This is a genomic window from Pseudomonas sp. NA-150 (genome assembly GCF_044336365.1).
In the GTDB taxonomy this organism is placed as follows: domain Bacteria; phylum Pseudomonadota; class Gammaproteobacteria; order Pseudomonadales; family Pseudomonadaceae; genus Aquipseudomonas.
Window position 1 is genome coordinate 1,707,571 of sequence record NZ_CP172305.1, and the last position, 18,479, is coordinate 1,726,049.

Here is an 18,479-nt window from a genome sequence, read left to right on the forward strand (position 1 = left end):
GGCTTAACGCAGAATGGTCGAAACCAGAGTTCGGCGGAATTTGCTCATGGGCTCCAGCGAACGGTCAGCCTTGGCCAGAATGGTCGCGCCTTGCATTGAACTGATGATCAGCGCAGCGAGGTCCACGCAGTCGACATCGGCAGGCAATTCCCCGGCCGCTACCGCCGCCGTCAGGCATTTCGCGACATGTCCCTGCACCTCATCGAAAATCTCGGCAACACGCTTGCGAATAATGTCGCTGTGCATGCCGATCTCGACCCCGAAGTTACCGATCAGGCAGCCGTTCTCGACCCCATGACTGACCAGGGTGCTGATGTTGGCGTCAACGAAGGCCAGTATTCGTTCTTTCGGTGTCAGGGCCAGGTTGCCGAGGGTCTGCTCGATCGCGATCACCGTCTCTTCGAAAGACAGGTCGAGAATCTCCAGCCCGAACGCTTCCTTGGAGGCAAAATGGTTGGTGAATGACCCATTCGGCACATTGGCGGCCTGGGTGATGTCCCGAACACTGGCATTGGCAAACCCGCGTTCGTGAACGACGCGCAAGCCTTCAGTCAGTATTTTTTCGCGATTCGATAGTCTACTCATGACAAATAATATGACCGTCCACATTAAAAGCGTCAAGTCCACCTTTTGTGTGTGTCTTTAGCGGTTTGATAAGGTTGAATAAATAAAATACGTTCATCCGTATTGGTGGGGTTTTAGCGGGTCCGAAACCGTGTGAAGCCACCACTGACAACCCGCCGCTCACCCACTACGCTTAGCATCACACCTCCCAGATCTGCATTCACACAGTCCTTCGCGCATTTGCGAATCAGGTCCACTCGATGAATACATATACAACGCATAACTGGGCGCCCCACGAGCGACCCAGCGTGCCCGGTTCGCCGTCGACGCCATTGCACCCGACGGCCAAGCGTTGGGCGTTTGCGGTTGTGGGAGTGATCGTGGCCTTGACCGGCGGGCTGGGCAACGCGCTGGTCGTGGCCAATTTGCCCTATCTACAGGGCGCATTAGGCGCGACCTCCGAAGAAATCGCCTGGCTGCCCGCCGCTTATTTCATGAGCACCGTCTCGATGAACCTGCTGCTGGTGAAGTTTCGCCAGCAATTCGGTCTGCGCGCCTTCACCGAAGTGTTCCTGGTGCTCTATGCGCTGGTCACCTTTGGCCATCTGTTCGTCAACGACTGGGCGTCGGCGATTGCCGTGCGGGCCGCCCATGGCATGGTCGGCGCGGCGCTGACTTCGCTAGGGTTGTACTACATGATCCAGGCGTTGCCGCAGCGGTGGCGGACCAAAGCGCTGGTGCTCGGGCTGGGCATGTCGCAACTGGCGACACCCATGGCGCGCCTGGTGTCCGAAGACCTGCTGCAAATCGCCGAGTGGCGTGGGCTCTATTTGTTTGAGCTTGGCATGGCGATGTTGTCGTTGGGCTGTGTGTTGTTGCTTAAACTGCCGCCCGGCGACCGGATTGCCAAAGCCTTCGAAGCCCTCGATTTTCTGACGTTTGGCCTGCTTGCCAGCGGCTTCGCCTTGCTCTGCGCGGTGCTGTCATTGGGGCGTATCGACTGGTGGCTCGAAGCCCCATGGATCGGTGTGGCTTCGGCAGCCTCCATCGCGCTGATATTTGCCGGCCTGGCCATCGAGCATAACCGTGCCCGGCCGCTGTTGATTACCCGCTGGCTCGGCAGCGGGCGGATTATCCGCCTGGCGCTGGGGATAACCCTGAGCCGGATCGTGTTGTCCGAACAAGCCACCGGGGCTGTCGGCTTTATGCAAGCGTTAAACATGAGCAGTCAGCAGATGCACACGCTGTACCTGATGATGCTGCTGGGCAGCGCGATGGGGCTGGGAATAAGTGCCCTGACCATTGATCCTGGCCATCTGTTCAAACCGATGATCATTGCCCTGGCGATCATGGCGGTCGGCTCGGGGATGGACAGTTTTTCCAACAACCTGACGCGTCCGGCAAACATGTATATCAGTCAGTTTCTGCTGGCCTTCGGCGGCACGTTTTTCCTCGGGCCGACGGTGGTGATGGGCTTTAGCGGGGTGTTGGCCAATCCGCGCAACATTGTCAGTTTCTCGACGTTGTTCGGTATCACCCAAAACCTCGGCAGCCTGATCGGCGCGGCGGTGATGGGCACCTTGCAAACCGTGCGCGAGAAGTTTCACTCCAGTTATATCGTCGAGCACTTGACCCTGATCGATCCTCAGGTGCAGGCGCGAATCGCCAGTGCTACCGGCAGCTATGCGTCGGCCATCGCTGACCCGGCGCTGCGCGCCAATCTGGGGATTCGTGCGCTCTCGGCAGCGGCGACGCGCGAGGCCAATATTCTGGGTTATAACGATGTGTTCATGACGATTGCCGTCGTGGCGGTACTGACCATGATCTGGATCTTTGCACGGAGCCTCTGGCTGATCAGCACCCAACCGCGCGCCATCCCGCCGTCCCCCAGCCCTCCCAGCGGTGCCGAACCTTCATGAATGAACCGAACACAGCCACTCCCCCGACCGCCGCACCGTTGCCGCCATCGCCCACGGAACAGCCAAGCTCACTGCGGGTGCGCATCCTGTCGTCGGTGACGTTTGGCTCGATTGCCCTGATCGGCATTCTGATCGTGCTGTACGCCTGGCAGCTGCCGCCGTTCGGCAGTGCCATCGAGAGTACGGAAAATGCGCTGGTTCGTGGGCAGGTGACCCTCATCAGCCCCGAGCTCAGCGGTTATGTGTTTGAGGTCCCGGTGCAGGACTTCCAGTTCGTCAAAGCCGGCGATTTATTGGTGCGGCTCGATGACCGGATTTATAAACAGCATCTGGATCAGTCGCTGGCGCAGTTGGGCGTGCAGAAAGCCGCGCTGGCCAACAACCAGCAACAGCGGCGCAGTGCCGACGCCACCATCGTCCAGCGTCAGGCCGCCGTGGCCAACGCCATCGCCCAAGGCAACAAATCCTCGGCGGACCTCAAACGCAACGAACAGTTGATCTCCGATGGTTCGGTGTCCAAACGCGACCTGGACGTGACCCGTGCCGAAAACGCTCAGTCCATCGCCGCCGTGGCGGAGGCTCAGGCTGCGCTGGAGATTTCGCGTCAGGATTTGCAGACGGTGATCGTCAACCGGGGTTCGCTGGAAGCGTCGGTGGCCAATGCCGAAGCAGCGATTGAGCTGGCGCGTATCGACCTGTCCAACACTCGGGTTACGGCGCCACGGGACGGGCAACTGGGGCAGATTGGTGTGAGATTGGGAGCGTACGTCAACTCGGGGGCGCAGTTGATGGCGTTGGTGCCGGGTCGGCTGTGGATCATCGCCAACATGAAAGAAACGCAGATGGCCAACGTGCAGTTGGGGCAGCCGGTGACCTTTACCGTCGATGCACTGGATAATCAGAAAATGCAGGGCAGGGTGCAGCGCATTTCACCGGCCACCGGCTCGGAATTCAGCCTGTTGCCAGCGGATAACGCCACGGGGAACTTCGTCAAGATTGCCCAGCGGATACCGGTGCGGATCACCGTGGAGCCGGACCAGCCGCTGGCAAAACGCCTGCGGCCGGGGATGTCGGTGGTGGTCAGCATCGACACCCGTCGCAGTGGCGACGTGCCGCCGGATCCCTCCGACGGCGATGCGACGCAAATCGTACCGGTCAGAACAGTTGAGTGAACAACCAGTACAGCGAACCGGACAGCAGTATGGCCGCTGGCAAGGTCAGGACCCACGCCATCACCAGGTTTCGGATAGTGCGCATCTGCAAGCCGGAACCATTGGCCACCATGCTGCCCGCGACGCCGGACGACAGTACGTGGGTGGTGGAAACCGGCAGGCCGTACATGTCCGCTGCGCCGATGGTCAGCATCGCCACCAGCTCGGCCGAAGCACCCTGGGCGTAGGTCAAGTGCGTCTTGCCGATCTTTTCGCCGACCGTCACCACGATGCGTTTCCAACCGACCATGGTGCCCAGACCGAGGGCGATGGCCACCGCGATTTTCACCCACAGCGGGATGAAGCGCGTGGAGGTGTCGATCTGTTGTTTGAACAGCTGCACTTTGCTCTGGGTGTCGGCATCGAAATTACCGACTTTGTTCGCGGTCATCAGGCGAATGGTTTCAGACGCCAGGTACATGTCGTTTCGTACGTTGGCCACGGCCTCGGCCGGGACTTTCGACAATGAACCGTAACCGCCTACCTGTGTGCCGATTCTGCCGGTCATTGCCGCCAGGGCCGGGATCAGCGCGGGGGTTTCGGTCTTGGTCCGCACGTAGGTCGACAGTTCCTCTCGCGGATCAGCCGGAGCCAGCGTTGGCGCGCTCTTGACCAGCGCCTGCTGCGTGACTTGGGCCACGGCGGCGAACTGCACGGCCTGATCGGCAGGCATGGTGCGGTTCAGGGCGTAGGCCATCGGCAAGGTGCCGACCAGGATCAACATAATCAGGCCCATGCCTTTCTGGCCATCGTTGGAACCGTGAGCGAACGACACGCCGGTGCAGGTCAGGATCAGCAAACCACGAATCCACCACGGCGGCGGCGCGTTGCCTTCTGGTGCCTTGTACAGCGCGCGGTTTTTCACGAACAGGCGCAGGGCCACCAACAACAGTGCGGCGAAAATAAAGCCGACCAGCGGCGACAGCAACAGCGAGTATCCGATTTTCAGCGCCTGGCTCCAGTCCACGCCGCTGGTGCCGTCACGGCCATGCATCAGCGCGTTGGCCACGCCGACACCGATGATCGAGCCGATCAGGGTGTGCGAGGAGGAGGCGGGCAGACCCAACCACCAGGTGCCGAGGTTCCACAGGATCGCCGCGATCAGCAGGGCGAAGATCATGGCGAAGCCGGACGACGAACCCACTTGCAGAATCAGCTCCACCGGCAACAGCGCGATGATGCCGAACGCCACGGCGCCGCTGGACATCAGCACGCCGAGGAAGTTGAACATCCCGGACCAGGCCACCGCGAAGTTCGGCGGCAGCGAGTGGGTGTAGATCACCGTCGCCACGGCGTTGGCGGTGTCATGGAAACCGTTGACGAATTCGAAGCCCAGGGCGATCAGCAGCGCGACACCGAGCAGCAGGAACGGCGTCCACGTGGTGACGATGGTGCCCATGGAGTCCACGTCAGACATGAGGCTATACGCAGTGAACAACAGGCCGCAGCCAAGCACAGCAGTGAAGATGATCCACGTGAGCAAACCGGGTTTGCCCATGTGAGGTCTTGAGGACGGCGCCTGGACTAAAGAGTCCGGGGCCAGCGTGTTGCTTGGCGGCATGGTATGAAGTCCTGTTCTATTGGGTTTCACACCATTTTCATTACTAAATGTGACAGGCTGGTGATGGTTGTATGGTGACGTTATTTGTAGGAGCTGCCGAAGGCTGCGATAAGGTCGGAACGACCTTCGTCAGGTTGAGCCGCTGCGAGCGGTTCCCGCTCGATCGCAACCTGCGGCAGCTCCTACAGAGAATTGAGTCAGCTCAAATCAATAATCATCACGCTTGCGAAACGCCCAGCGCCCGGCCAGCAGGGTGAAGGTCGCCACCAAGGCCACCAGCACCCAGAAACCTTCCGGGTCGGTCGCCAGCGGAATGCCGCCGACGTTCATGCCGAAGAAACCGGCGATGATGTTGATCGGCAGCGCCAGCACTGTGACCACGGTCAGGGTAAACAGCGTGCGGTTGCTTTGTTCGTTGAGCTTGGCGGCGATTTCTTCCTGCAACAGCTTGATTCGCTCGCCCAGTGCAGTGAGGTCGCCGATCACCTGCGCCGCTTCGTCGGTGGCCTGACGCAGCTCTTGCACGTCTTCATCCTGCAACCAGTGTGGGGGGCGATGCAGCAAACGCAGCAAAGAGCCGGGTTCCAGCGCCAGCAGGCGTTGCAGGCGCACCAGCACCCGACGCATGGAACCGAGGTCGGCACGGTTGTCGCGCAGGCGCAGGGACAACAGCTGGTCTTCGATCTGGTCGACGCTGACGGTGGTCTTGCGCACGATCTGCTCCAGCACTTCGCCCTGATCACGCAGCAAATGAGTGAGCAACTCCAGCGGCGAACGGAAGCTCTCGCCACGTTTCACTGAGTGCCGCAGGCGGTCCACCGAGTGCAGCGGTTGCTGGCGCGCGCTGATCATCAGATGGCTGCGGGTGCAGACCCACAGCGTCGAGATATCGGAGGAGACCATGCCGAAGTCGAACACCACGTCGTTGACCACCGCCAACAGCGACGAGTCGACATGCTCGATACGAGTGGAGCGCGAGCCTTCGTGCAGGGCTTCGAAAAATTCTTCAGGCAGTTCCAGGTGCGACTTCATCCAGCGCTGACACGCGGCGTGGGCCAGGTTCAGGTGCAGCCAGATGAACTCTTCAGGGTCTTGCGGGTTGCTCAGGCATTCCAGCGCGGTGGCCGAGTCGATTTCCCGACCGGCTTCGCCCGGACGAAAACGAAAGCCATAGATCAGGCCAAACAGATCTGAGTCCTGACGGGTGTGCGTGATGCTTTGGTTCATGGATGCTCGCTGACCGCAATGCGCCTGTCAGGGGCACAGGCTCGCCAAGGTTGCATCATGGCAAGCTGCTCTTACAGTTTTGTTACTGTTTGTGTCGGGAGCATGTAGGAGCGGGCTCGCCCGCGATGTGCTTGACGCGGTTTGCCTGATACGCCGCCATCGCGGGCAAGCCCGCTCCTACAGGTATTTGTCAGTCACCCAACCGCGCCGTCACCTGGCTTAACTGCCCGGACAACCCATGCAAATCGCGGCTCGCGGTTTCCGTGCGTTTGACGTTGTCCTGGTTGGTGCTGGCGATCTGGGTAATCTCAGTCAAGTTACGCGAGATGTCCTCGGCTACTGAGGTTTGTTCCTCGGCCGCCGTGGCGATCTGGCGGTTCATGTCACGAATCGCTTCCACCGCTTCAGTGATCCGATGCAGCATGTGCCCGGCCTCGGTGACTTGCTCGACGCTCTCTTCACTGCGTGACTGACCGTTTTCGATGGCCTTCACCGCATCCAGTGCGCCGGTCTGTACCGTACTGATGATCTGATTGATCTCGGCAGTGGACGCCGCAGTGCGTTGGGCGAGGCTGCGAACCTCATCGGCGACCACGGCAAAACCACGCCCCGCATCCCCGGCGCGCGCGGCTTCGATGGCGGCGTTGAGCGCCAGCAAGTTGGTTTGCTCGGCAATCCCGCGAATCACTTCCAGGACTTTACCGATGCGCCCGCTGTCGCTTTCCAGCTGGCGAATGACCGACGCGGTATTGCCGATTTCGCCGCGCATCTGGGTAATGGCGGCAATGGTGGCCTTCATCACCTGTTCGCCTTGCTGGGCACTGTGGTCAGCGTCGTCGGCGGCGCTGGCAGCTTGGGCGGCATGACGGGCGACTTCCTGTGCCGTGGCAGACATTTCGTTCATCGCTGTGGCCACTTGGTCGGTGCGATCGAATTGCTCGGTAGTGCCGTGGCCAATCAGTTGCGCGATGGCCGTCAGCTCACCCGCCGCGCAGTCCAGGCCCGTAGCGCTTTGCTTGAGGCTGCTGAAGGTTTCGGCGAGGAAGTCGCGCAAGGTGTTGGCGGCAACAGCCAGACGGCCCAACTCGTCTTGCCGGGTAATATCGGCGCGGTGAGCGAATTTTCCTTGGCTGAGTTGCGCCACGTAGTCGATCAGGCGTCGAATCGGGTCGATCAGGTTGCGGTTCAGCAGCCACAGGCTCAACAGGCCGACCAGCAAGCCAGACATCAGCATCACCACGGTGCCAAACAGAATCGTCTGGCTGGCATCGGCGCTGATTTCATCGGATTGCTGCTTGCCTTGTGCGCGTAATTGGCTGACCAGATCGCTCATCTGTCCGCTGGCGGCGCGGTCCATTCCTTTGACGGCCGAATCGCCGACCACCGGATCGCCATTGGCGGCGAGGAACGCTTCGCGACCTTTCTGGTACGCCAGGCCGAGGGTGCGGTGCGCGTCGAGCAGGCTTTCGAGTTTGCTTTTCAGTTCGGGGCTGGTGCCAGGCTGGGTGATCAGACTGCCGAGAATGTCTTGCACCTGACGCTGACGTTCATTGAACTGGCTCCAGTGCTTGTTCAGCTCTTCCGGGTCTTTGCCGCGCAGCAGGACATCTTTCCATTCCTGTACCTGAATCTTGAATTGCAGGTTCGCTTCGTCGACCAGTTGCGAGGTGCGCAGAGGCCCATCGATCAGGCCTTTGTAGTGTTGCACGCCGTTGGAGAGGAAGTGAAAGCAGGCCAAAGCGATCAATAGAATCGCCAGCAGGCTGCCGCCGAGCAACGCCAGAATCTGGGCTCTAAGGGATTTTTGCAAAAACATGGTGGTGTCTCATGGCCAGGGATTAGGCATTCCACGGGGGAACGAGGTGCGGCAGTGACATCCCTGTCTTTCGAGGTCGGGCGGACCCTATTGTTCGAAAGTCTTATTTACAAAATCGGCAATCGCCTAAGCTTCTTGAGACCGTCCGGCGGCGAGTATGAAGGTTTATCGTGACGGTTCAAATCATGGCCAAATGCCGCTTTTTCGCCGGGGCAGGCCAGGCGTTATCGATGGCGTTCAAATCTTCTTCGGTGAGGGACAGTTGCGCGGCTTCGGCGTTGAGGCGAACGTGCATCGGATTGACGGCTTTGGGGATGGCAATCATGTCGTTCATGCGCAACACCCAGGCCAAGCACACCTGCGCCGGCGTTGCATGGTGCCGGGCCGCGACGTCAAGCAGCAGCGGATGCTTCAGTAACTCGCCGCCTTGGGCGATGGGGCAGTAAGCCATGATCGGCATACCGGCGGTGTGGGCCCATGGCAACAGGTCGAATTCAATGCCGCGTTGTTGTGGGTTGTACAGCACCTGATTGGTCGCGCAGCCCGGTGGGTGAAGCTCTTCCATATCAGCGACATCAAAATTGGACACGCCCCAGCGGCCGATCTTGCCGCTGTCACGCAAGCGTTCGAAGGCGTCGACCGTTTCTTCCAGTGGGTACTCGCCAGGCCAGTGCAGCAGATAGACATCGATGTAGTCGGTGCCCAGGCGTCGCAGACTGCGTTCGCAGGCGGCGGGAATGCCCTTGCTGCTGGCGTTGTGTGGATACACTTTGCTCACCAGCAGCACTTTGTCGCGCTGTCCGGCAATCGCTTCGCCGACCACTTCCTCGGCACCGCCATCGGCGTACATCTCGGCGCTGTCGATCAGGTTCATGCCCAGTTCGATGCCGAGGCGCAAGGCGGCGACCTCGTGTTGACGCTGCGCAGGGTCTTCACCCATGTGCCAGGTGCCTTGGCCAATGACCGGCGCGGAAAGACCGGCAAAATCGAGGGTCCGCATACAACCTCCTGGAACAGGTGGTGATATAGGAATACTGGCAGTCAGATTAGGTAGAGGTTCAATTTCGTACAAGGGGATTGCGCGGTTAAGCTGGTTTTCTAGAGGGCCTCTCCCGGCCTCAGAATTATTCACTTAGCTCTTTCGTGGCGCTCATTTTTTGTAGGAGCTGCCGAAGGCTGCGATTGGCATTAAAAAGCGGTGATAGTTCTGCCATCTTCGCAACCTTCGGCAACTCCTACAGGATTAGTGCCTGATTCCCTCAACGCTTCGGCGTCTCCCTAGCCTCCATCTGCCCCTTTTCCCAACCCCCACCCAACGCCAGAAACAAATCGATCTGCCCCATCGCCACCTGAGTATTAGCCGCCGCCAACTGTGCGCGGACGTCGGTGTAGGTGCGGGTTGCTTGCAGGTCGGAGAGGAAGGACTCTCGGCCAGCCTGGAAGAAACGGTGGGTCTGGTCGGCGGCCTGTTTCGCCGACAGTTCGGCGTCGGCCAGGGCGTCGCGGCGATCAAGCAGGGCGGTGTATTGCGCCAGGCCGGTCTGGGTTTCGCGGATGGCGTTGAGCACAATGCCGTCGAAGTGCGCCAGCGCCGCCTGGGTGCCGGCTTCGGCTTCATGGATTCGGGCGCGCGAACCGTTGGTGGGGACGCTCCAGCTGATCAGTGGACCGAAGCCCCAGCGATTGGTCGCCGGTTTGCCCAGGTCGTCGAGAATACCCACGGTGCTGATGCTGGCGCCGATGCTGATGTCCGGGTACAGCGCGCCGGTGGCCACACCGATTTGCGCCGTTGCAGACGCCAGTCGCCGTTCAGCCTGGCGAATGTCCGGTCGACGCTTGAGCAGCGCGGCGCCATCGCCCACCGGCATTACTTGCGCGATGTGTGGCAACTCGGCGCAGTTGGCGATGCCCGTCGGCAGTTGATCCAGCGGTTTGGCCAGCAGCATCGACAAGCGAAACAGCCCGGCCTGTTGCGCGGCGGTGTAGCGCGGCAACTCGGCGCGCAGCGATTTGAACTGGGTTTGCGAACGGGTGACTTGGGTTTCATCGCCACGCCCGGCATCGCGCAGCCGTTGGGTCAGGCTCAGGCTTTGTTGTTGCAGCTTCAGCGATTCGAGGGCGATGTTGCGCTCTTCGTTGGCGGCGCAGATCTGGGTGTAGGCTCGCACCACATCGGCCACCACCGTGATGCGCGCGGTGTCGGCGGCGGCCTGGACGGCGTCGGCATTGGCCTGCGAGGCTTCGACCCCGCGTTGCAAGGTGCCGAACAGGTCGAACTGGTACGAGGTGCTGATGCCGACATCACCGGCGTTGATCACCGGCACTTTTTCGGTCAGCAGGAAGGCTTCACCGGACTCTTGCAAGCGCTGCACACCCGCTTTCGCGCCACCGCTGAGACCGCCGGCCGCTTGCGCTTCCGAGACCTGGAAGCGCGCCCGCGACAGGTTGGCCGCCGCTACCCGCAAGTCAGTGTTGGACGCCAACGCCTGGCGCACCAGTTCATCCAGCTTCGGGTCGTCGTACAGGCGCCACCAATCAGCCGGCACCGGCGCGGAGATCACGTTGACCCCTTCACCGGCCAGTTCGCCTTGCAGGTCCGGGCGATTCACCGCCGCGTCTTTGGGCAGGTGGTAATCCGGGCCGACCACTTGGCAGGCGGACAGCAGCAAGCCCAGGCTAACGGCAGTCAGACGCAGGCCCTTGTTCATTTCGCGACTTCCTTGTCTTTGCCTGTCGCGGTCTTGGCATCATCGATGATCGACACGGTGGCGGTGCGTCCGGCGATCATGCGGAAGTCTTCCGGCACCTCGTCAAAGGCAATCCGCACCGGAATCCGTTGCGCCAGGCGCACCCAGCTGAACGCCGGGTTGACGTTGGGCAGCAAGTTGCTGCCGCTGCTGCGGTCACGGTCTTCGATGCCGGCGACGATGCTCACCACATGCCCGCGCAGACGGGAGTTGTCGCCGATCACGCGGATGTCCACCGACTGGCCAAGGTGAATGCCCGAGAGTTTGGTTTCCTCGAAATAACCGTCGACGTGGAACGAGGCGCCGTCGACCACTGATAACACCGGGCGTCCGGCACTGACAAACTCTTGCGCACGTGGCGCCCGGTCGTTGAGGTAGCCGTCCACCGGGCTGCGGATTACCGAACGATCCAGGTTCAATTTGGCGGCATCCACCGCGACTTGAGCCTCGTTTAACGACGATAGCGCTCGGGCTTCGCGGGATTGGCTTTCTTCCAGTTGTTCCCGCGAGACCAGGTTGCCCAGGCCACGGTTACGTTTGTTTTCACGTTGGGCCTGGGCATAGGCCTCCTGGCGCTCGGCCACGGTAGCCTGGGCCTGGCGCAACGCCAGGTGGAAACGGTCCTGGTCGATGGTGAACAGCACCTGGCCCTTGGTGATGACTTGGTTGTCCTGCACTTCGACCTGCTGGATCAGCCCGGAAACGTCCGGGGCGATCTGCACCACGTCGGCGCGGATGTGCCCGTCGCGGGTCCAGGGCGCAAACATGTAGTACATCACCATGCGCCAGACGACGATGGCGGCGAAGGTTACGATCAGCAGGGTCAGGACCACGCGGCCCAAAGTCAGGAAAGGTTTTTTCATTTCATCAGGTATCGACTGAGAGTATCCACCGCGCCCAGCAGCAGAGCGTATAGACCTACGTTGAACAATGCCCGGTGCCAGACCAGGCTGTAAAACTGGACGCGCGTCAGCAGTGCATGCACGCCCAGATAAAGCACATAGGTGATGCCCATCAGCACCAGAAGCGTAGGCAAGAAAATCCCACTGATATCCACATCACCGATCATGAAGGCGCTCCATCGATTCCATAAGGGGGCTGTTCCTCGAATTCACCCGCGACCAGCATCTCGACACCGGGCAACAACGCCAGGCGCAGACCGCTGAGGGCATTCAGCAAGTGCAGGCGGGTCGGGTTGTCGCCCATCCAGTCGAAACTCAGTGAGCGGCGGGCGCGGTCCATGGTCATCAACAGCCCCTTGGGGGGTATCAACCGTTCGCGGGCGTCGAGGCAAGCCTGATAGTGTGTACCCACCTCGTCGATCACCTGACGTAACAAGCCTTGCGGAATGTGATGCACCCGGCGCATGTAGGCCAGCAGGTCCAGCAGCATGAGGGCCACGCGCAATTCGCGCAGGGCGATGCTGGTGTCCTGGGCGGTGAGGGCCAGGCGCGGCAGGTTTTGCATGAAGCGATCGAGCATCAACAGGCCCAGGCGCCGGTGCTCCATCAGCGATGCCGAGTCGCTGAGTTTGACGATGTCGTGCCAGCAGAATCGGGTCAGGCGTTTGGAGGCAAAATCGACGCCGAACGGACGCATCACCAAGGTCCAGACAAAGGCGAACAACAGGCCGATGGGGCCCGCCAGGTTGCCGTTGACGAAGGCCTGGAAGTCGGTGTCGTAAGCGGTCTGGATGCTGATGAAGGTCGAGGTATTGACCAGGGTCAATACCATTCCCAGGGCAAAGCGCGGGTTGATCGACAACGTACCGATACAGATAAAAGGCACGGAAAACGCCAGTACCAGCATCGGGAAATCGTTCAGGTTCGGCAACACCACGAACAGGTACAGACTCGCCAGCACCACCGAAAAGCAGGTCCAGAAAAAGAACCGATAGATCTGCGGCGCAGGGTCGTCCATGGCGGCGAAGAAGCTGCAGGCCACGGCCGCCAGAATCACTGCGCCGCCGCCGTCGTTCCAGCCCAGCAGAATCCACAGCACCGAGGCCGCGATAATCGCCGTAACCCCGGACATCACCGACCACATCATCACCCCGTGGTCGAAGAATGGCCGCAGTTCGCCCAGTCGCCAATGCCGATACACCGCACGCCATGGCGCTTGATCGCCTTTGCTCAGGGCGTGTTGCAGGCTGCGACAGTCTTGCCACAGGTCGACCCATTCACTTAGGCGGAACAAGGCGTTGGACAGCAGCAAATGGTGCTTGTCATCGAGTTGCGCCGGGCTCGGCTGGATCTGTTCCAGGTGGGCGCGCAGGGCACTCCAATGCGCCTCCGGGGCGTGCAGACGGGTGCTTTCCAGCCAGGCAAACGCTTGGTCCAGCGCCGGTTGAATGCATGCGCGCAGTTCGGGCGTGCGCCGTTCCAGCCCCCAAAGCGCATCGTCCAGGGCGTCGATCACCGGCAGCAGGTGAATCATACGGCCACGCAGTTCCTTGGCGTTGCGCACGCTTTGCGGACGGGTGCCTTCGTGGGGCAGTTGGCCGATCATCAGTTCCAGCGAGTTGAAGCTGCCGACCATCGCCAGGCGCAACTTGCCGATCTCGCTCGACTCGCGATCACGGCTCAGAAACAGGGCGCTGTAGACGCCGGCATCGGCAAACCATTTTTCCGCCACGCCCATCACCACCGGCGCCAGGCGGCGCGGCCAGAACATGCCGCCGACCACTGCGGCGCAGACGATACCGAGCAGGATTTCTTCGGTGCGTGCGCTGGCGATGTCGAACACGTTCAAAGGGCTATCGACCACCGGAAAGGCAATCAACGGCAGGGTGTAGCCGGCCAGCATGAACGCGTAACTGTTGGCGGTGCGCAGGTGCAGGGAAAGGAACAGCAGGGTGCCGGTACACAGCGCGATAACCAACGCCAGTAGGAACGGCGTCTGCACGAACAAGGGCACGAAAAAAACTGCCGCGGCAGCCCCGAAGAAGGTGCCCAGCGCCCGATACAGTGCTTTAGAGCTGGTGGGACCGACAAAGGGGCTGGAGACGATAAACACCGTGGCCATCGCCCAGTAAGGGCGCGGCATTTCCATGATCAAGGCGATGTACAGCGCGATCATCGAGGCAGCAAAAGTGCGCACCCCGAAGAACCAGTCCCGTGCCGGAGGGAGCCCGGTGAAAAACCCGTTCACAACAACCACTCCGCGCCTTGCTGGCCGGCCTCTTCGAAAGCGATCAATACGCGCAAGGTGGCTTCCAGGTCGGCGGTTTCAATGTTTTTCAGTACGCCATGACGCAGGCGTTGCAGTTCTTCTTCAATGGACAACGCCAGCGCGCGGCCGGTTGCGGTCAGGCTCAGGGCCTTGGCTCGGCGATCCGTCGGGTCTTCGGTACGGCAGACGATATCGGCGCGGCACAACTGATCGAGCAGCCGCACCAGCGATGGACTTTCCAGTCCTGACGCCTGAGCTACAGTGACTTGGCGAACGCCGTCGCCCAAACGCAGGATCATCAACAGCGGCATGGCACAGGCTTCCGAGATGCCGTAATTGACCAGCCTGGTCTGACAGATACGTCGCCAGTGACGGGACGCCGCGACGATGCCGCGGCTGATGCTCATCTGCAGGGTTTCAAGGGTCATGGCAAGGCCTGATTTTATTAGCAGATGTATTATTAGCTTGCTAATTAATATTCTGTAACAGCTCGCTGGTGACGTCAACCGGGTATTTACGCTGTACGCCATTGAATTTCGGTCTGCGCACGTGTGTCGAATACCACGTAGACGGTTGCACTGAAACGGACTCTTTCAATTTAAAGGTGACCTGCATGGGACGATCTTCGCGACACCTGCCTTTTCCCGTCTGGCTGCTGGGCTGGGTTTTGCTGCTCGGCGTACAGATGATGGCCCAGGCCGCACCCGAGCGCTTCACGCTGAGCATGCCGGATGCTGAGGACAACGCGTTTTTCGCCCCTGTCAACGCTGCCAGCACCAATGGTTGTGGCGGCAGTAACGTATCGCCAGCGCTGTACTGGAGCCATGTGCCCAAAGGTACGCAGAGCTTTGCCCTGGTCCTGCACGATCCGGACGGGCAAAAGGGTCTGGGTGTTGATCATTGGGTGCATTACGGGCTGCCGGCGACGGTCGAGGAGGTCGCCAGCGGGGTGGGCGGGGAGTCGAAGCTGGCTGGCGTGAGTGGCAAGAACTCCCATGACACCACCGGCTATTCAGGGCCTTGCCCGCCACCGGGGGACAGTGCGCATCACTACATAATTCAGCTGTACGCGCTGGACCTTGCCCCGGATGCGCTGGAACCGGGACTGACCCGTGAGGCACTGCTGGGCAAAATCAAAGGGCATATTCTCGGGGTGAGCAGCGTGGTGCGGCAGTATCAGCGGTAGGCTCGAAGCCTGGCCCTTTGTAGGAGCTGCCGAAGGCTGCGATAAGGCCGGCACGGCCTTCGCGATTTAGATTGATCGCAGCCTTCGGCAGCTCCTACAGAAGATCGCGGTCAGGCAACACACATCACACCGGAAACCCCAACGTAAACCGAATCCGCCCCTCCGCCGGCTGCGTCACTTCAACCCGGCCACCGTGCAAATGCATGATCGCTGCCACGATGGCCAGCCCCAAACCATTGGAGTCCGAGCTCTGGTGACGGGAGGCATCGCCGCGATAGAAGCGGTCGAACAATCGGGTCAAGGCGGTGGCGGTCAGTGCGGGGCCCTGGTTTTCCACTTGAATCAGCCATTCGCGTTCGTATTGGCTTACGTGCAGCAAGATCTCACTGCCAGCGTCGGCGTAACGAATGGCGTTGGCCACCAGGTTGCTCAGGGCTCGGCGCAGCAAGATCGGGTCGGCGTGGAGGGTGCCACTGCCGCGGGTGAGGATCTGCAATTCGCGCTCCTCGGCCAGGCCTTCGAAGTAGCCGGCCACCCGTTGCGACTCCTGTTCCAGGTCCAGTGGCTGGCGCTCAAGCACCGCCTGGGCTTCATCGGCGCGGGCGAGGAACAGGATGCTCTCCACCAGCCGCGAGATGCGTTCCAGCTCTTCCAGATTCGAGGCCAGCAACGCCTGGTATTCATCGACGCTGCGGGTCTGGCGCAGGGCGACCTGGCAATGGCCCATCAGCGAGCCCACCGGAGTACGAATTTCGTGGGCGAGGTCGGCGGAGAACTGCGTCAGGCGTTGGTAGCCGTCCGCCAGGCGATCGAGCATGGCGTTGAACGCTTCGCTCAATTGCTGCAACTCCACCGGCACGTCGCGGCTGTCCAGTCGGCTGTCGAGCCGGGCCGGGGTGATATCGGCAGCATGCGCGGCCATGCGCCGCAACGGTTGCAAGCCACGGCGCAATAACACGTAGCCGAGCAGGGCGGTGATCAGAAACGCCAGCGCCACGGCTCCATAGATGCGTTGGCGGAAGCTGGTCAACATGGCCATTTCCTTGACCATCAAATGCGCCGCCTGCAAATGCACCTCGGTGCCGCCGGACATCGCTTGCGCGGCGGCGGCGCGCAAAGGCACGCCTTCCAGGCTGAGGCCGCTGCGCAAGTCGCCGTCATTCAGGGCGCGATCCTGGCTGGCCACGGGCAGGTCCGGCAGTGGTGAATGCAGTGGGTTGACCAAGATCACCGGCGGCTTGCCCGGTTCGCCAATGATGAAAATGTCCTCTTCGCTGTCGAGCATGTTTTCGAACAACTGCGGGCTGCTTTCCAGTTTTTCCAGCGTCAGGTCATAGCGCAGCAGTTTGCGAAAATGATCGAGGCGCGCCAGCACCGCGTGGTCGCTGCGCAACATCACGGTTTGCTTCATCGATTCGTAGAGGTACACGCCAGCGCCGGCCACGGTAAACATCGCCACCAGGGCGAAGGCCAGCGTGGTGCGCAGGGTCAGGGATTGGCGTCGGGACCGCATGGTCGAACCTCGCACACGTAACCGATACCGCGCACGGTATGGATGAGTTTCACCGGGTAGGGCAGGTCGACCTTACTGCGCAGGCGTTTGATCGCTACATCGACCACGTTGGTGTCGCTGTCGAAATTCATGTCCCACACCTCCGAGGCGATCTGCGCGCGGGATAACACATCGCCCTCGCGGCGCAGCAGCAAATGCAGCAACGCAAACTCCTTGTTGGTCAGCACGATCACCTGTTGCTGGCGGGTCACGCGCCGTCGCAGCAGATCAAGTTCCAGGTCGGCGACATGAAAATGGTCTGGCTCACGCACCACGCCACGACGCAGCACCGTGCGGATGCGCAGCAACAGTTCGGTGAAGGAAAAAGGTTTGACCAGATAATCGTCGGCACCCAGCTCCAGGCCACGAATACGGTCTTGCAACTGATCGCGGGCAGTCAGGAACAACACCGGTACGTCCTGCTTGGCACGCAGCACTTCGATGATCTGCCAGCCATCGATGCCCGGCAGCATCACGTCGAGCACGATCAGGTCATAACGTTGTTCGAGGGCCATGTGCAGGCCATCGGCGCCGTGTTGGGTCCAGTCGACTTTATAGCCGGACTCGCCGAGACCCTTTTTCAGGTACTCGCCGGTTTTGGTGTCGTCTTCGATCAGCAGGATCTGCACGTGGGGCTTCCCTCCAACGAGGGCGTTGGGCGTATTCGGCGTGCCTGCAAAGGGGCGCAGGCCGCGCTGGGGATGGAGTTTAACCAAGTGCCGGGCGCGAGTCGGTTACATTTTTGTCATGCGCGAGCGCAGGGCGGTAAATGACAAAAATGTCATTCGCCAGTCATGGTACAGGACCGGTTCGAGGGGGATGATGAATGACTAATTCATCCCCTCACCAGGTATCGACATGAAGAATGTACTGTCCACCACGTTCGGCTTGCTGCTGCTCAGCGCTGCCGTCATGACTCAGGCTGCCGATGTCGTGGTCAAGCCTCTGCGTGGCACGATCGACAGCGTCCAGGCTGACACGTTGAACTTCACCACCCGCGCCGGTCAGCACCAGAGCATTGCCCTGACTGACAAAACCGCGATCCGCTCGATCTCGAAAACCAGCGTTGATTCGATCAAGGCTGAGAGCTTCGTCGGTTCCGCTGCTACCGTTCAACCGGACGGCACTCTGAAAGCGCTGGAAGTCACGGTGTTCGAGCCGAGCCTCAAAGGCAGCGGCGAAGGTCACTACGGTTGGGAAAACGCTGACGGCAGCACCGGCACCATGACCAACGGCACCGTGGGCAAACTGTCCAATGCCAAAGGCCACACCCTGACCGTGATGTACAAAGGCGGCGAGAAGCAGCTGGTCGTCCCGGATGACGTGCCAATTGCTTACGTTGAGCCAGGCAGCCGTGACCAGTTGACCGCCGGCGCCAAGATCGTGCTGTTCCCGGCTGAAGACGGCAAGTCTGCTCGCGGCATTGCAGTCGGCAAAAACGGTTTTGCGCCACCGATGTAAACGGCCCATCTTGTAGGAGCGGGCTTGCCCGCGATTGGCTTGACGCGTTATGCGTGACACTCCG

At 60.9% G+C, this 18,479-nt stretch carries 16 protein-coding genes and 1 pseudogene; 4 read left to right on the plus strand and 13 right to left on the minus strand.

Annotated elements, in window-relative coordinates:
• Window positions 1-3: 3 nt before the first annotated feature.
• Window positions 4-585 (minus strand): TetR family transcriptional regulator C-terminal domain-containing protein, encoded by a 582-nt coding sequence (locus tag ACF0H7_RS08140; protein WP_397452252.1) that lies wholly within the window; start codon window positions 583-585, stop codon window positions 4-6.
• 239 nt (window positions 586-824) lie between these two features.
• On the opposite strand from ACF0H7_RS08140, the gene ACF0H7_RS08145 reads away from it, so the two are divergent.
• Both ACF0H7_RS08145 and ACF0H7_RS08150 read left to right on the plus strand, forming a co-directional pair.
• The gene (locus ACF0H7_RS08145) at window positions 825-2,483 is read left to right on the plus strand and encodes an MFS transporter (protein ID WP_397452253.1); all 1,659 of its coding nucleotides are present in this window, start codon (window positions 825-827) and stop codon (window positions 2,481-2,483) included.
• Window positions 2,480-3,655, plus strand: a complete 1,176-nt coding sequence (locus ACF0H7_RS08150) for an HlyD family secretion protein (protein ID WP_397452254.1) — start codon at window positions 2,480-2,482, stop codon at window positions 3,653-3,655. Before ACF0H7_RS08145 ends, ACF0H7_RS08150 begins: the two co-directional genes overlap by 4 nt.
• Here ACF0H7_RS08150 and ACF0H7_RS08155 read toward each other — a convergent pair.
• From ACF0H7_RS08155 to ACF0H7_RS08200, 10 genes and pseudogenes are all read right to left on the minus strand, one after another.
• A complete protein-coding gene (locus ACF0H7_RS08155) occupies window positions 3,639-5,192 on the minus strand; it encodes an inorganic phosphate transporter (protein ID WP_397453857.1) in 1,554 nt (517 codons plus the stop codon). The two genes, ACF0H7_RS08150 and ACF0H7_RS08155, sit on opposite strands and share 17 nt — an antisense overlap.
• Before the next feature lie 270 nt (window positions 5,193-5,462).
• Complete coding sequence (locus tag ACF0H7_RS08160) at window positions 5,463-6,482, minus strand: transporter (RefSeq protein ID WP_397452255.1); 1,020 nt, start codon at window positions 6,480-6,482, stop codon at window positions 5,463-5,465.
• Window positions 6,483-6,672: 190 nt separating this feature from the next.
• Window positions 6,673-7,386, minus strand: a complete 714-nt coding sequence (locus ACF0H7_RS08165; RefSeq protein ID WP_397453858.1) for a methyl-accepting chemotaxis protein — start codon at window positions 7,384-7,386, stop codon at window positions 6,673-6,675.
• A 171-nt stretch (window positions 7,387-7,557) separates the two neighbouring features.
• Window positions 7,558-8,298, minus strand: a pseudogene (locus ACF0H7_RS08170) (HAMP domain-containing protein); the annotation flags it as partial.
• A 178-nt stretch (window positions 8,299-8,476) separates the two neighbouring features.
• Complete coding sequence (locus ACF0H7_RS08175) at window positions 8,477-9,298, minus strand: aldo/keto reductase (RefSeq protein WP_397452256.1); 822 nt, start codon at window positions 9,296-9,298, stop codon at window positions 8,477-8,479.
• Between the two features lie 259 nt (window positions 9,299-9,557).
• Window positions 9,558-11,006 (minus strand): efflux transporter outer membrane subunit, encoded by a 1,449-nt coding sequence (locus ACF0H7_RS08180; protein WP_397452257.1) that lies wholly within the window; start codon window positions 11,004-11,006, stop codon window positions 9,558-9,560.
• The gene (locus tag ACF0H7_RS08185) at window positions 11,003-11,908 is read right to left on the minus strand and encodes an efflux RND transporter periplasmic adaptor subunit (RefSeq protein WP_397452258.1); all 906 of its coding nucleotides are present in this window, start codon (window positions 11,906-11,908) and stop codon (window positions 11,003-11,005) included. The genes ACF0H7_RS08180 and ACF0H7_RS08185 overlap by 4 nt, the downstream gene beginning before the upstream one ends.
• Entirely contained in the window at window positions 11,905-12,114 is a 210-nt protein-coding gene (locus ACF0H7_RS08190) for a DUF1656 domain-containing protein (RefSeq protein WP_397452259.1), read from the minus strand. The genes ACF0H7_RS08185 and ACF0H7_RS08190 overlap by 4 nt, the downstream gene beginning before the upstream one ends.
• Entirely contained in the window at window positions 12,111-14,195 is a 2,085-nt protein-coding gene (locus ACF0H7_RS08195; RefSeq protein ID WP_397452260.1) for an FUSC family protein, read from the minus strand. Before ACF0H7_RS08195 ends, ACF0H7_RS08190 begins: the two co-directional genes overlap by 4 nt.
• A complete protein-coding gene (locus ACF0H7_RS08200) occupies window positions 14,192-14,644 on the minus strand; it encodes a MarR family winged helix-turn-helix transcriptional regulator (RefSeq protein WP_397452261.1) in 453 nt (150 codons plus the stop codon). The genes ACF0H7_RS08195 and ACF0H7_RS08200 overlap by 4 nt, the downstream gene beginning before the upstream one ends.
• A gap of 185 nt (window positions 14,645-14,829) precedes the next feature.
• Between ACF0H7_RS08200 and ACF0H7_RS08205 the strand changes: the two genes are divergently transcribed.
• Complete coding sequence (locus ACF0H7_RS08205; RefSeq protein ID WP_397452262.1) at window positions 14,830-15,402, plus strand: YbhB/YbcL family Raf kinase inhibitor-like protein; 573 nt, start codon at window positions 14,830-14,832, stop codon at window positions 15,400-15,402.
• 124 nt (window positions 15,403-15,526) lie between these two features.
• Here the strand turns inward: ACF0H7_RS08205 and ACF0H7_RS08210 are convergent, their stop codons facing one another.
• Window positions 15,527-16,915: a heavy metal sensor histidine kinase gene (locus ACF0H7_RS08210; RefSeq protein WP_397452263.1), complete on the minus strand. Its 1,389-nt coding sequence runs from the start codon at window positions 16,913-16,915 to the stop codon at window positions 15,527-15,529.
• The gene (locus ACF0H7_RS08215) at window positions 16,891-17,583 is read right to left on the minus strand and encodes a heavy metal response regulator transcription factor (RefSeq protein ID WP_397452264.1); all 693 of its coding nucleotides are present in this window, start codon (window positions 17,581-17,583) and stop codon (window positions 16,891-16,893) included. Before ACF0H7_RS08215 ends, ACF0H7_RS08210 begins: the two co-directional genes overlap by 25 nt.
• Window positions 17,584-17,812: 229 nt before the next feature.
• Here ACF0H7_RS08215 and ACF0H7_RS08220 point away from each other — a divergent pair, with 229 nt between their 5' ends.
• Window positions 17,813-18,415, plus strand: coding sequence for a hypothetical protein (locus ACF0H7_RS08220; protein WP_397452265.1), 603 nt, complete (start codon window positions 17,813-17,815; stop codon window positions 18,413-18,415).
• The last annotated feature ends 64 nt before the right edge of the window (window positions 18,416-18,479 follow it).

Excerpts from the sequence above, each read along its gene's own strand:
- ACF0H7_RS08140 (WP_397452252.1), bottom strand. The coding sequence starts at position 585 with ATGAGTAGACTATCGAATCGCGAAAAAATACTGACTGAAGGCTTGCGC.
- ACF0H7_RS08145 (WP_397452253.1), top strand. The coding sequence starts at position 825 with ATGAATACATATACAACGCATAACTGGGCGCCCCACGAGCGACCCAGC.
- ACF0H7_RS08150 (WP_397452254.1), top strand. The coding sequence starts at position 2,480 with ATGAATGAACCGAACACAGCCACTCCCCCGACCGCCGCACCGTTGCCG.
- ACF0H7_RS08155 (WP_397453857.1), bottom strand. The coding sequence starts at position 5,192 with ATGGGCAAACCCGGTTTGCTCACGTGGATCATCTTCACTGCTGTGCTT.
- ACF0H7_RS08160 (WP_397452255.1), bottom strand. The coding sequence starts at position 6,482 with ATGAACCAAAGCATCACGCACACCCGTCAGGACTCAGATCTGTTTGGC.
- ACF0H7_RS08165 (WP_397453858.1), bottom strand. The coding sequence starts at position 7,386 with ATGAACGAAATGTCTGCCACGGCACAGGAAGTCGCCCGTCATGCCGCC.
- ACF0H7_RS08175 (WP_397452256.1), bottom strand. The coding sequence starts at position 9,298 with ATGCGGACCCTCGATTTTGCCGGTCTTTCCGCGCCGGTCATTGGCCAA.
- ACF0H7_RS08180 (WP_397452257.1), bottom strand. The coding sequence starts at position 11,006 with ATGAACAAGGGCCTGCGTCTGACTGCCGTTAGCCTGGGCTTGCTGCTG.
- ACF0H7_RS08185 (WP_397452258.1), bottom strand. The coding sequence starts at position 11,908 with ATGAAAAAACCTTTCCTGACTTTGGGCCGCGTGGTCCTGACCCTGCTG.
- ACF0H7_RS08190 (WP_397452259.1), bottom strand. The coding sequence starts at position 12,114 with ATGATCGGTGATGTGGATATCAGTGGGATTTTCTTGCCTACGCTTCTG.
- ACF0H7_RS08200 (WP_397452261.1), bottom strand. The coding sequence starts at position 14,644 with ATGACCCTTGAAACCCTGCAGATGAGCATCAGCCGCGGCATCGTCGCG.
- ACF0H7_RS08205 (WP_397452262.1), top strand. The coding sequence starts at position 14,830 with ATGGGACGATCTTCGCGACACCTGCCTTTTCCCGTCTGGCTGCTGGGC.
- ACF0H7_RS08210 (WP_397452263.1), bottom strand. The coding sequence starts at position 16,915 with ATGCGGTCCCGACGCCAATCCCTGACCCTGCGCACCACGCTGGCCTTC.
- ACF0H7_RS08220 (WP_397452265.1), top strand. The coding sequence starts at position 17,813 with ATGAAGAATGTACTGTCCACCACGTTCGGCTTGCTGCTGCTCAGCGCT.